Origin of the sequence: uncultured Methylobacterium sp., assembly GCF_964251405.1 — a bacterium.
Lineage (GTDB): Bacteria > Pseudomonadota > Alphaproteobacteria > Rhizobiales > Beijerinckiaceae > Methylobacterium.
On sequence record NZ_CAXUJR010000024.1, the window covers coordinates 1 to 11,929 of the forward strand.

15 protein-coding genes are annotated in these 11,929 nt (G+C 68.5%); 11 read left to right on the forward strand and 4 right to left on the reverse strand.

The window, feature by feature from the left end; translation table 11 throughout:
• Positions 1-44 precede the first annotated feature (44 nt).
• The 4 genes from ACFE7U_RS06695 (at position 45) to ACFE7U_RS06710 (ending at position 4,165) form a co-directional block, all read left to right on the forward strand.
• On the forward strand, positions 45-1,673 hold the full coding sequence (locus tag ACFE7U_RS06695) for a CTP synthase (protein ID WP_375408956.1): 1,629 nt from the start codon (positions 45-47) through the stop codon (positions 1,671-1,673).
• Between the two features lie 64 nt (positions 1,674-1,737).
• A complete protein-coding gene (locus ACFE7U_RS06700) occupies positions 1,738-2,190 on the forward strand; it encodes a DNA polymerase III subunit chi (RefSeq protein WP_375408957.1) in 453 nt (150 codons plus the stop codon).
• Positions 2,191-2,246: 56 nt separating this feature from the next.
• Positions 2,247-3,806, forward strand: a complete 1,560-nt coding sequence (locus ACFE7U_RS06705) for a S10 family peptidase (protein WP_375408958.1) — start codon at positions 2,247-2,249, stop codon at positions 3,804-3,806.
• On the forward strand, positions 3,803-4,165 hold the full coding sequence (locus tag ACFE7U_RS06710; RefSeq protein WP_375408959.1) for a hypothetical protein: 363 nt from the start codon (positions 3,803-3,805) through the stop codon (positions 4,163-4,165). Before ACFE7U_RS06705 ends, ACFE7U_RS06710 begins: the two co-directional genes overlap by 4 nt.
• Positions 4,166-4,190: 25 nt before the next feature.
• On the opposite strand, the gene ACFE7U_RS06715 is transcribed toward ACFE7U_RS06710, so the two are convergent.
• From ACFE7U_RS06715 to ACFE7U_RS06725, 3 genes are read right to left on the reverse strand one after another with little or no spacing between them, the layout of a single operon-like run.
• Positions 4,191-4,604, reverse strand: a complete 414-nt coding sequence (locus ACFE7U_RS06715) for a hypothetical protein (RefSeq protein ID WP_375408960.1) — start codon at positions 4,602-4,604, stop codon at positions 4,191-4,193.
• 58 nt (positions 4,605-4,662) lie between these two features.
• Positions 4,663-5,091: a rod-binding protein gene (locus ACFE7U_RS06720; RefSeq protein ID WP_375408961.1), complete on the reverse strand. Its 429-nt coding sequence runs from the start codon at positions 5,089-5,091 to the stop codon at positions 4,663-4,665.
• Positions 5,092-5,142: 51 nt separating this feature from the next.
• On the reverse strand, positions 5,143-6,210 hold the full coding sequence (locus ACFE7U_RS06725; protein WP_375408993.1) for a flagellar basal body P-ring protein FlgI: 1,068 nt from the start codon (positions 6,208-6,210) through the stop codon (positions 5,143-5,145).
• A 332-nt stretch (positions 6,211-6,542) separates the two neighbouring features.
• Here ACFE7U_RS06725 and ACFE7U_RS06730 point away from each other — a divergent pair, with 332 nt between their 5' ends.
• The 7 genes from ACFE7U_RS06730 (at position 6,543) to ACFE7U_RS06760 (ending at position 11,072) form a co-directional block, all read left to right on the forward strand.
• Entirely contained in the window at positions 6,543-6,968 is a 426-nt protein-coding gene (locus ACFE7U_RS06730) for a flagellar assembly protein FliX (RefSeq protein WP_375408962.1), read from the forward strand.
• Positions 6,969-7,007: 39 nt separating this feature from the next.
• The gene (locus ACFE7U_RS06735) at positions 7,008-7,268 is read left to right on the forward strand and encodes a type II toxin-antitoxin system HicA family toxin (protein WP_375408963.1); all 261 of its coding nucleotides are present in this window, start codon (positions 7,008-7,010) and stop codon (positions 7,266-7,268) included.
• A complete protein-coding gene (locus tag ACFE7U_RS06740) occupies positions 7,265-7,594 on the forward strand; it encodes a type II toxin-antitoxin system HicB family antitoxin (protein ID WP_375408964.1) in 330 nt (109 codons plus the stop codon). The genes ACFE7U_RS06735 and ACFE7U_RS06740 overlap by 4 nt, the downstream gene beginning before the upstream one ends.
• An 89-nt stretch (positions 7,595-7,683) precedes the next feature.
• Complete coding sequence (locus tag ACFE7U_RS06745) at positions 7,684-9,057, forward strand: MBOAT family O-acyltransferase (RefSeq protein WP_375408965.1); 1,374 nt, start codon at positions 7,684-7,686, stop codon at positions 9,055-9,057.
• Positions 9,058-9,060: 3 nt separating this feature from the next.
• On the forward strand, positions 9,061-10,086 hold the full coding sequence (locus ACFE7U_RS06750) for a hypothetical protein (protein WP_375408966.1): 1,026 nt from the start codon (positions 9,061-9,063) through the stop codon (positions 10,084-10,086).
• A gap of 160 nt (positions 10,087-10,246) precedes the next feature.
• Entirely contained in the window at positions 10,247-10,666 is a 420-nt protein-coding gene (gene dksA / locus ACFE7U_RS06755) for an RNA polymerase-binding protein DksA (protein ID WP_375408967.1), read from the forward strand.
• A gap of 229 nt (positions 10,667-10,895) precedes the next feature.
• Complete coding sequence (locus tag ACFE7U_RS06760; RefSeq protein WP_375408968.1) at positions 10,896-11,072, forward strand: hypothetical protein; 177 nt, start codon at positions 10,896-10,898, stop codon at positions 11,070-11,072.
• Positions 11,073-11,169: 97 nt separating this feature from the next.
• On the opposite strand, the gene flgH is transcribed toward ACFE7U_RS06760, so the two are convergent.
• Entirely contained in the window at positions 11,170-11,919 is a 750-nt protein-coding gene (flgH, locus tag ACFE7U_RS06765; protein ID WP_375408969.1) for a flagellar basal body L-ring protein FlgH, read from the reverse strand.
• Positions 11,920-11,929: the final 10 nt, after the last annotated feature.

The following is an 11,929-nucleotide window of genomic DNA, read 5'->3' on the forward strand; positions in this document are numbered from 1 at the left end:
CGCCGTTTGGCGAATCGACTTCCCTTGTTTATGGACCAACGCCCATGACGCGGTACGTTTTCATCACCGGCGGCGTGGTCTCCTCGCTCGGCAAGGGCTTGGCTTCGGCCGCGCTCGCGGCTCTGCTTCAAGCCCGGGGCTACAAGGTCCGCCTGCGCAAGCTCGACCCCTATCTCAACGTCGATCCGGGCACGATGAGCCCGACCCAGCACGGCGAGGTCTTCGTCACCGATGACGGCGCCGAGACCGACCTTGATCTGGGCCATTACGAGCGCTTCACCGGGCTGCCGGCCACCAAGGCCGACAACATCACCACCGGGCGCATCTATCTCGACATCATCACCAAGGAGCGGCGCGGCGACTATCTCGGCGCCACGATCCAGGTGATCCCCCACGTCACCAACGCCATCAAGGCCTTCGTGCTGGAGGGCAACGACGCCTTCGACTTCGTCCTCGTCGAGATCGGCGGCACGGTCGGCGACATCGAGGGATTGCCCTTCTTCGAGGCGATCCGGCAGCTCGGCCAGGAGCTGCCCCGCGGGACCGCCGCCTTCGTCCACCTGACGCTGCTCCCCTACATCCCCTCGGCCGGCGAATTGAAGACCAAGCCGACGCAGCACTCCGTCAAGGAGTTGCGCTCCATCGGCATCCAGCCCGACATCCTGCTCTGCCGCTGCGACAGGCCGATTCCGGTCGAGGAGCGGCGCAAGCTCGGCCTGTTCTGCAACGTGCGCGAGACCGCCGTGATCGAGGCCCGCGACGTCGCCTCGATCTACGACGTGCCGCTGTCCTACCGCGAGGCGGGCCTCGACCGCGAGGTGCTGGCGCATTTCGCGATCGCGCCGACGACGGAGCCCGACCTGACGCGCTGGACGACGATCTCGGAGCGCGTCCGCAACCCCGAGGGCGAGGTCAACATCGCCATCGTGGGCAAGTACACGGGCCTGAAGGACGCCTACAAGTCGCTGACGGAAGCCCTCACCCATGGCGGCATCGCCAACCGGGTCAGGGTCAACCTCGAATGGATCGAGTCGGAGGTGTTCGAGCGCGAGGACCCGGCTCCCTTCCTCGAGGGCATCAACGGCATCCTCGTGCCCGGCGGGTTCGGCCAGCGCGGTGCCGAGGGCAAGATCCGTGCGGCCCGCTTCGCCCGCGAACGCAAGATCCCGTATTTCGGCATCTGCTTCGGCATGCAGATGGCCGTGATCGAGGCGGCAAGGTCGCTGGCCGGCGTGGCGGACGCCAATTCCAGCGAGTTCGGCGAGACCGCCGAGCCGGTGGTCGGCCTCCTCACGGAATGGCTGCGCGGCAACGAGCTGGAGCGGCGCGCGGCGGAGGGCGATCTCGGCGGCACCATGCGGCTCGGCGCCTACAAGGCGAGCCTCCGGCCCGGTACCAGGATCGCCGACATCTACGGCACCACCGAGATCTCGGAACGCCACCGGCACCGCTACGAGGTCAACATGGCCTATCGCGAATGCCTGGAGGCCAAGGGTCTGCGCTTCTCCGGCCTCTCGCCGGACGGCCTCCTGCCGGAGACCGTGGAGCACGAGGGCCATCCCTGGTTCATCGGCGTGCAGTTCCACCCGGAGCTGAAGTCGCGCCCGTTCGAGCCGCACCCGCTGTTCCGCAGCTTTATCGGCGCGGCCATCGATCAGAGCCGGCTGGTCTGACCGATCGGCGAGGCTTCGCGATGCCGCGCTGTGAAACCTCGCGGCGGCCCCTATCTGTGTGGGCGTGACCGAGATCCTGTTCTACCACCTGCAGCGGCAGCCCCTCGAGAAGGTGTTGCCGACCCTCGTCGAGCGATCCCTGGCGCGCGAATGGCGCGTCGCGATCCAGGCGTCGTCGGAGGAGCGCCTCCAGGCCCTCGACGACGGGCTCTGGACCTATACCGACGACAGTTTCCTGCCCCACGGCACCGACCGCGAGCAGGATGCGGGCGGGTTGCCGGTGGTGCTCACCCTCGCCGAGGCCAATCCGAACGCGGCCTCGATCCGCTTCCTGGTCGAAGGCTCGCCGCTTCCCGCCGATGCCGAGGCCTATGCGCGGATCTGCATCCTCTTCGACGGCACCGATCAGGACGCGCTGCTGCACGCCCGGACGCAGTGGAAAGAGGCCAAGGATGCCGGCCACACCCTCGCCTACTGGCAGCAGGACGACGACGGACGCTGGCAGAAGAAGGCGTGACCGGACGCTCGACCGCTTTTCATCGACAATGCCGCGCGCGCGGCCGGGACACCCGCATGCATCGCTTCGCCCTCCCGCTGATCGCCTTGCTCCTCGGTCTTGCGGCTTCGCCGGCCTGGGCTCAAGCCAACCCGCACGGCACGCCACCACCCGAAGCACGCCGGAGCGCCGAGAGCCGCGGTCCGGAAGGTCGTAAGCTCCCGCCGGACGCGACCACCGAGCACGCGGTGACGCTCCCGGACGGAAGGACCCTGAGCTTCAAGGCAACGGCCGGCAGCCTGCCGCTGGTGGACGAAGGCGGCAAGCTCCAGGCCGAGATCGCCTACATCGCCTATACTCTGGCGGCCAAGCCCGGCGAACCGGCCCGGCCGGTCACCTTCGCCCTCAACGGCGGCCCCGGCGCCGCCTCGGCCTATCTCAACATCGGCGCGGTCGGGCCGTGGCGGCTGCCGCTCGAGGGCAACAGCATCTCCCCATCGATGCCGGTCGGCCTCGTGCCCAATGACGGCACCTGGCTCGACTTCACCGACCTCGTCTTCATCGATCCGGTCGGCAGCGGCTACAGCCGCTCGGCCGACGGCGACGGCAAGCGCTACTGGAGCGTCGATGCCGACGCCTCCGTGCTCTCGTCGGCCATCGCGCGCTACCTTCGGACGAACGACCGCATCGCATCGCCGAAGTTCTTCCTCGGCGAGAGCTACGGCGGTTTCCGCGGTCCGCTGATCGCGGGCAAGCTTCAGGAGGAGATCGGGGTCGGGCTCTCCGGCCTCGTCCTGGTCTCGCCGGTGCTCGACTTCGCCTGGCTGCAGGCGCCGCGCACGACCCCGTGGATCCACGTCACGAAGCTGCCCTCCCTGGCCGCCGCAGCGCTAGAGCGCGCCGGCAAGGTCCCGACCCGGGCGATGCTCGCGGAGGCCGAGGCCTATGCCACCGGCCCCTACCTCGCCGACCTCCTGAAGGGACCGGGCGACCACGAGGCCGTCGCCCGCCTCGGCGACAGGGTCGGTGCGCTCGCCGGCCTCGATCCCGCCTTCGTCCGCCGGCAGGCGGGACGCCTCGGCGCCGGCAGCGTCCAACGTGAGATCGGTCGCGACGAGGGCCGGGTCGCCAGCGCCTATGATACCGGTGTGACGGGATGGGACCCCGATCCCACCGCGCCGCATTCGGGCTTCGAGGACCCGCTGCTGACGGGCATGCAGGCGCCGCTGACCAGCGCCATGCTGGACCTCTACGCGACGCGCCTGAACTACCGGGTGCCGGACCTGCGCTACGAACTCCTCAACACCGCGGTCAACCGCGGCTGGACCTGGGGTTCGGGACGCAGCGCGCCGGAGGCGGTGGGAGCGCTGCGCGGCGCCATGGCGCTCGACGGAAACCTGCGCGTCCTCGTCGTCCACGGCTTCACCGACCTCGTGACGCCCTATTTCGCCTCGAAGCTCCTGATCGACCAGATGCCGCCCCTTGGCGGAGGGCGCCTCGGCCTCTCGGTCTATCCCGGCGGGCACATGTTCTACGCGCGGCCGGAGTCCCGCGCGGCCTTCCACAAGGATGCGGCCGACCTCTACGCCGCCGCGATCAAGTCCCGTGCGAGCGGCGATCGAGGGGATGTGAGATGAGCCTTCTCCCGAACGCGGTCATCGCCGCCGTCGCGGCCCTCGGGCTCGGCGCCTGCGTCGGCTCGGAGGCACCGGTTCGCCCCGTGGCGGTCACGGCGCCCCCCGCGCCCCCGGCTTTCGCCGGCCCGGTGCTTGCCGCCGACGGAGCCTGCACCGAGCCCGCTCCGACGGCGGCGACCGCCATCGAGCCCGGGATCGGCGAATGCGATCTCGTCCGCCTCAAGGGCAAGGCGCCCACCGACGTCCTCGTCGGCGCCGGCCGGTCGGGCCGCGAAGTGCAGGTGCTCTATGCCGAGCCCGGCGCCAAGGAACTGTACTTCTTCGTGAACAACCGCCTCGACCGCATCGTGAAATCGTGACGACCCCGAGCGGCTGGATTTGCGGTCACAGGTTGCGCGACAACAGGAGCGGCTGGCTCCGCGCGGCGCCGGCGCGACCGTAAGGGGACGGCGCAGTGGAGGGGACGCCGTAGACCGTCGCCACCCGCGACCGGCTCATGTCCTCGGCCAGCGTCTTGACGAGATTTTCCGCGACGGACCGGGCCGTGGCCAGGACCTGCTGGTTGGTCTCGATGACGACGGCGAAGCGACGGTGGGCCGCCCTGAGCCCCTCGATCGCGTCGGGGGCGAAGCGCGCCAGCGCGATGGCGTTGGCCTTGGCCGCCTCCAGCCCCTGGAGATAGGCGCCGAGCAGGGCGGACTTGGCGGCCGTGTCCTTCAGTCCTTCCCGCAGCCGGCCCTGCCGCACGAGGGCCGTCTCGGCATCGAGGACCGCTTCGAGGGCCTGAAGGTTTGCCATGACCTGCGTCACGAGGGCGGTGGCAGCCGGTCTGTCGCCGACGCGGACGGTCTGATCGCTAGGCTGCTGCACTGGTCGCCTCCTGCATGCGCATCATCTCGCGGTAGACCTGGTCGCCGATGCCGACGCCGCCGCTCTTCACGATCTGGCCGGCATATTCCTTCGTGAGCATCGAACGGTAGACGCCACCGCCGGTGCCGTTCTCGCCCATCGGCCCGTCCGTCCCTTCCGAGGCGGTGAGCTTGTCGAGGGTATTCTCAAGGAACATCGTTTCGAAATCGGTGGCGGTCTTGCGGGCTTTTGCCTGCTTCGCCGACGTTTCGATGCCGGACTTATCCTTGATGGACGACTGCTCCTCGATCGACGACTTCGACTCGGCCAGACTCTTGGCCTTGCCATTGCCGCTGAGGCCGGCGGCGATGTCGCCGGCGATGGATTTTCCGATGCCGATGGCGGCGGAGACCGCGAAGGGGGCAAGCTGCAGCATGGCGGTTACCTCGGGTTCGAGGAGAGGGGAAGGGGAAGACTCGGCATCGGCTCACATCACCTCGATGTCGGCCTGGAGCGCTCCGGCGGTCTTGATGGCCTGAAGGATCGAGATCAGGTCGCGCGGGCCGATCCCGAGGGCGTTGAGGCCGTCGACGAGCTCGCGCAGAGTCACGCCTTCCTTGACCAGCGCCAGCTTGTTGCCGTCGCCGGTATCGACCCGCACGCCGGTGCGCGGCACCACCACGGTCTGGCCTTGGCTGAGCGGGGCGGGCTGGCTCACCTGGGGCTGCTCGGTGATGGTGACGGTGAGGTTGCCCTGCGCGATGGCGACTGTGGAGACGCGGACGTCGCGGCCCATCACGATGATGCCGGAGCGCTCGTCCACCACCACCCGCGCGGTCTGGTCGGGCTCGACCTTGAGCTGCTCGATCTCGGTGACGAGGCGGATCATGTTGCCGGTGTATTTCGCCGGGATCTGCAGGGTGACCGTGGCCGGGTCGGTCGGCTCGGCGGTGTCGGCACCCATGAAGTCGTTGATCGCCGACGCGATCCGCTTCGAGGTGGTGAAATCGGGGTTGCGCAGGGACAGGCGCAGGGAGCGCATGTCGTTCATCTTGAACGCCATCTCGCGCTCGATCATGGCGCCGTTGGGCACGCGGCCGTTGGTCGGCACGCCGCGGGTGATCTTGGCCGCATCCCCCTCCGCCGAGAAGCCGGCGATCGCCACGGACCCTTGCGCCAGGGCGTAGACCTCGCCGTCGGCACCGAGCAGCGGCGTGACCAGCAGCGTGCCGCCCTGCAGCGACTTGGCGTCGCCCAGCGAGGAGACGGTGATGTCGATGCGGTTGCCCTGCGTGGCGAAGGGCGGAAGGCTCGCCGTGACCATCACGGCGGCGAGGTTCTGGGTGCGCATGGTGGCGCCCCGCGTGTTGACGCCGAGGCGTTCCAGCATCGACTGAAGCGATTGGCGGGTGAAGGGGATGTTGTTGAGGGTGTCGCCGGTGCCGTTGAGGCCGACCACGATGCCGTAGCCCACGAGCTGGTTCTGGCGCACGCCCTCGATGCTGGCGAGATCCTTGACCCGCGACAGGGCGAAAGCCCCGCCGCTGAGCGCCATCAGCACGGCCACCGCCAGCGCCGGCACGGCGCAGAGCCAGGCGGATCGTGGGTAAGCGGAACGGGGCAGGGTGAGGGACATGATGCCTGACGAACGTGAGCGGTGCGCTCACCCCAATTTGCCAGGAGCGTGCCAATGATCCCGTTTTCCTATCCCATTGAAGAGGAATGGTTTCTCTACCTCTTTCGAGGGAGGCGGCGAGGCCAGGACCTTGCGTTTCCTGCCGACCCGGCAGCTTCTGCCGGGTCGTTTACGCCCGCTTAACCATGCCGGGACGATGGTGGGGCCCAGGGGGTGGACGAAGCGTGCGCCCGGCAGGATCGGCATCATCCATGCGCGTCGACACCCGTTTCGTCGCCCAGGCTGCGGGCCCCGCCGCGAACGGGCGCCGGCCGGAGGCCGCTTCGTCGTTCGCCTTGGATTCGCAGCCCTCCGCGGCCTCGACGGCCGCGATCCCCGTCTCGTCATCACTGGCCGGCCTCGACGCGATCCTCACGCTGCAGGGACAGTCCGACACGCCGACGGAGCGCCGGCGCCGCTCGGCCCAACGCGGTCACGACCTCCTCGACGGCCTCGACCGCCTCAAGGCCTCGCTCCTGTCCGGACGGGTCTCGACCGGCGATCTCCAGGCCATCGCCGGCCGTCTGTCCGACCGTGCCGGTCTCAGCGGCGACCCCCGCCTCGACGGCCTCGTCGCCGATATCGAACTGCGTGCCGCGGTGGAGCTGGCGAAGTTGCAAATGGGGCGCAGTGCCTGACTGCATGGTCATTGATCTGATACCGATATGTGATATCGAATGAAGCTCAGTGGGTCCCGTCGTCGAACCTTGCAGGCAATCTTTGCCGAACCAGTGCGGGCCGGGATCGCCTGGAGCGACGTCGAGAGCTTATTGGCGGCATGTGGTGCCGAGATCACCGAAGGCAGCGGGTCGCGCATTCGGGTTGCCTTGAACGGCGTCCGCGCGGTTTTCCACCGGCCGCATCCCGAGAAGGAGACGGATAAGGGAGCGGTGAAGAGCGTTCGGCGTTTTCTTAGCGAGGCTGAGGTCAAACCATGACGACGATGCGCCAGGACGGCTACGAAGCACTCGTCGAATACGATGAGGAAGCCGGCCTCTTCCACGGCGAGGTGATCAATCTTCGCGATGTCGTCACCTTCCAGGGTCGGTCCGTGGAAGAACTCAAGCAGGCGCTGTCCGACAGCATCGCTGATTACCGCGCGTTTTGCGCCGAGCGCGGTGAGGAACCGGAGAAGCCTTTCTCAGGACAGTTCCTCGTGCGCCTCGAACCGAGCCTCCACCGCGCGGCCGTGGCTGCGGCCAGACGCTCGGGCGTCAGCCTGAACAAGTGGGTGGCCAAGACGCTGGAACGCGCCACCGCCTGATCCCCCGCCGTTGACGGCCACCTCGCGATCTTCGACAAGGCCCGCGATGCGAACCGGCGGCGGACCGTCGCGCCAGCGATCCGGCCTCGATGCTCTTCAACTCGTTCCCGTTCCTCCTGGCGTTCCTGCCGGCCGCGCTGATCCTGCATGGGCTCGCGGCACGGTTCCGGCCGGACTGGCGGCTGCCCGTCCTTCTCGCCTTGTCCGTCGTATTCTACGGCTGGTGGGACGTGCGCTTCGTGCCGCTGCTCGCCGGCTCGATCGGCCTGAACTGGCTCCTGTCCCGCCTCTTCCTTCGGACGAAGGCCGGCTGGCTGATCCCGCTCGCCATCGCCGCCAACCTCGCGGTGCTGGCGGCGTTCAAGTACCTGAACTTCCTGTACGACCTCGCCAACCTCGTCCCCGGCGCGAGCCTGCCCCGCGCGGATCTGGTGCTCCCGCTCGGGATCTCGTTCTTCACCTTTCACCACGTGATGTATCTCGTCGACCTGCGCGCCGGCCGTGCGCCGCCCTACGGCCTGCTGCGCTACGCCCTCTACATCGCGTTCTTCCCGCAGGTGCTGGCCGGCCCGCTCGTGCGCTGGCGCGAGATCATGCCCCAGTTCGACGAGGCGCCCTATGTGCGGCCCGATGCCGCCGAGCGCTTCGGGCGCGGCATCCTGCTTCTCTGCGTGGGCCTGTCGAAGAAGGTCTTCCTCGGCGACCCGCTTGCCGGCCTCGTCAACCCGGTCTTTCAGGCCGCGGCGTCCGGGGCGACGGTGACGATCGCCGAGGCTTGGCAGGCCGCCCTCGGCTTCACCTTCCAGATCTACTTCGACTTCTCGGGCTATACCGACATGGCGCTCGGCATCGCGCTGATGTTCGGCATCCTGCTGCCGCAGAACTTCGACGTTCCCTACCGGGCCGTCTCGCTGCGGGAATTCTGGCGGCGCTGGCACATGACGCTGTCGCGGTTCCTGCGCGACTACCTCTACATTCCTCTCGGCGGCAACCGGCACGGTCTCACGGTCCAGGTCGCGGCCCTGTTCGCCACGATGGCGCTCGGCGGTCTCTGGCATGGGGCCGGCCTCACCTTCGTGGCCTGGGGCGCGGCCCACGGCGCCGGCCTCGGGGCGGGCCTTCTCTGGCGCAGGGCCGGGCTGCCGATGCCGGCCGTGCTCGGCTGGGCACTTACCTTCGTCTTCGTGGTGCTGACCTGGGTGCTGTTCCGCGCGTCGAGCTTCGAGGCAGCCTTCGCGGTCTATAAGGGCCTGTTCGGCCTCGCGCCGACGGGGTCGGGCCTGCGCTGGCGGACCCTGGCCCTCGCCGCCGCGGTGGCCCTGCTCGGCCCCAGCGCCTGGACGGCGGTGCAACGGGTGCCCCCGACCCGGCTCGCGGCGGTATCATCCGCGGTGCTGTTCGTCGTCCTCCTCCTCAAGATCGGGGACGACGCGAACTACGACTTCATCTATTTCCAGTTCTGAGCGATGGACCGGGGCTGGCGCGCATTCTCGGGGTGGTTCGGCGGCAGCGCGGCGGCGGTGTTCGCCGGCTATCTCGCCCTCGCCTATCTCGTCGATCCCTACGACAGCGGGCGTTCGCCCCTCGTGTCGGGCTCCGGGGTCAGGCCGCAGGGTCCGCGCATGGCGGCGGCGAGCCGGGGGCGCGATCCGGCCTTCTCGGGCGCCGTCATCGGCAATTCCCACATCCAGCTCGTGTCGCCCGAGCGTCTCAGCGGCCGATCCGGCATTCCCTTCGTCCAGCTCTCCATTCCGGCGACGAGCCCGGCCGAGCAGTTCGCCATCCTCGACTGGTACCTGCGCCATCATCCCGCACCGGAGGCCATCGTGATCGCACCGGACGAGTACTGGTGCACCGACGATCCCGCGTTGCCGAATCCGAAATCCTTCCCGTTCTGGCTTTTCTCGGACTCGACCCACGTCTACCTGCGCGGGCTGATGCGCTTCTCCGTCGCCGAGGAGGTGGTCGAGCGGCTTGGCCGACTCCTTCACCGTGATCCGCCCCGAGCGCGGCCCGACGGCTGGTCGGACTACAAGGATCAGTATCTCGGCCTCGCCGCGCGCGATCCGCGCAGAGCCAGCGAGCAGGCGGCCCAGCGCCAGACTCCGGCACCCGATACGCCCGATCCGGGTCGCGCCGGCCCCGATTTCCCGGCGGCCGTGCGCCTTGCGGAGCGCGTCGGGCGCCTGCCCGCCCGCACCGCCCTCGTTCTGGTCTTCCCTCCCATCGCTCCGGCGGCCCTGCCGCGGCCCGGAACGGCACGGGAAGCGGCGGAAGTGGCCTGCAAGGCCGCCGTCGCGACGGCGGCCCGGCGCCATCTCCGCACCGCCATCCTCGATTGGCGAACCCGCCGCCCGGCCCTCGACGACCCGACCCTGTTCTTCGACCAGAGCCATTATCGCCATCCGGTGGCGACGCGACTCGCCGATGCGATCGCGGACGCGATCCGCAACCTGGGGGGGGCTTCGGCGCCGTTGGGCCCGGCCGACTGAAAGCGCCCAGGCCGTGGCGTGTTTACCGCAGGGTGAACCTCATCGAGGTCGACTGCAGATTGAGACGATGCGGTGCGTTGTGGTGGAAGCTTGGCTCGACTATAGGCTCGCGAAACATCGCCGCAGACCGGCCGCGACGGGTTGGCGAAGGGTTGTCAGGATGGCGAAGGTCACGATCGAGGACGGCTACGTACCCACCGAAAGCGAGCCGTTCATGAACGAACGGCAGCGAGAGTATTTCCGTCGCAAGCTGCTGGGATGGAAGAGCGAGATCCTGAGGGAGGCCCAGGATACCCTCGTCGCTCTCCAGAGCGAGAACGAGAATCACCCCGATCTCGCCGACCGCGCCTCGTCCGAGACCGATCGGGCGATCGAGCTGAGAGCGCGCGACCGGCAGCGTAAGCTCACCGGCAAGATCGATTCCGCCCTGTCCCGCCTGGAAGACGGCACCTACGGCTATTGCGAGGAGACCGGCGAACCGATCTCGCTGAAGCGGCTCGATGCGCGCCCCATCGCCACGCTGTCGCTGGAAGCGCAGGAGCGCCACGAGCGCCGCGAGCGGGTGTACCGCGACGATTGACCGGGATCCGATCTTCGGCTGGAGGATCTGCCGGCCGGCGGAAGGGCCAGCCGGAGACTAGGGGTCGACGGCCGTCAAGCAGAAGCTTTGCCTTGACGCTGTCCGGTCGAGAATTGATCTTCCTGCCGACGGTCACCGCGCGTGACTTGGCTTTGCGACCAAAGCCCGCGGGAACATTGATCGCCCGCCACGCCTTCTCGATGGAAACCCGCCATCGAGGAACCTCATCATGAACAGCGAAAGCCTCATTCTCGTCCTGGCCCTCGCGACCCTCGCGATCGTCATCGCCGCGGCCCTGTGGATGCGTGCCCGCGTCGCCAATGCCAAGAATGACCCGGAGCGCTCCGCCTTCACCGAGACCCATGGCGGGACGCCGCGCCCGAACCGGCCCGGCACCGAGCACTGAGGCCAAGACAAGCATTTGCCGGCGAAGCGGATGTCGGTTCGCGTGAAGAAAGCTCGGTCCGATACCGCCTGCTGATGGGCCGAGCGGCCTTCGATCTCTAGAACGGCAGCAGCACGTCGACGAGTTGCTGGCCATAGCGCGGCTGCTGCACATCGGTGATCTGGCCCCTGCCGCCATAGGCGATACGGGCCTGGGCGATCTTGGTCGATTCGATCGTGTTGTCCGACTCGATGTCCTCGGGCCGGACGACGCCGGCGACCACGAGCTCGCGGATCTCGAAGTTGATCCGGATCTCCTGCTTGCCCTCCACCACGAGATTCCCATTCGGCAGGATCTGGGTGACGATGGCGGCGATGCTCGTCGTCACCGTCTCGTTGCGTTGGACCGAGCCGGTCCCCTCGCTGGTGGTGTCGGAGGTGCCTTTCACGAGCGAGGCCGGGTCGATGCCGGCCGCCAGGATCGCCTTGTTGTTCTCAAGGCCGAACGCATTGGGCAGGCCGAGATTCTCCGCGTTGGTCCGCGAGCGCTTGGTCTCGTTGTTGAGATTGGCCTTGTCGGTGACGTTCACCTTCACGGTCACGAGATCGCCGATGCGGGCGGCGCGCTGATCCTTGAAGAAGGCGCGCGAGCCGGTCCGCCAGAGGGAGTTCGGCGCATAGGACACCGGCTGGACATCGGGCATCGGCAGCCGCACCGGCTTGTAGCCAGCCTGGGCAGTGGGGTCCTCGATCGCCGACAGCGCCGGCGTTGCCCCGATCTGCGACAAGCGGTCGATGGTGTTGCAGGCGCCGAGCCCGGCACAAGCGACCAGGGTCGCGGCGATGCGTGTCAATCCGTGGGCGTTCATCGGGGTGCCG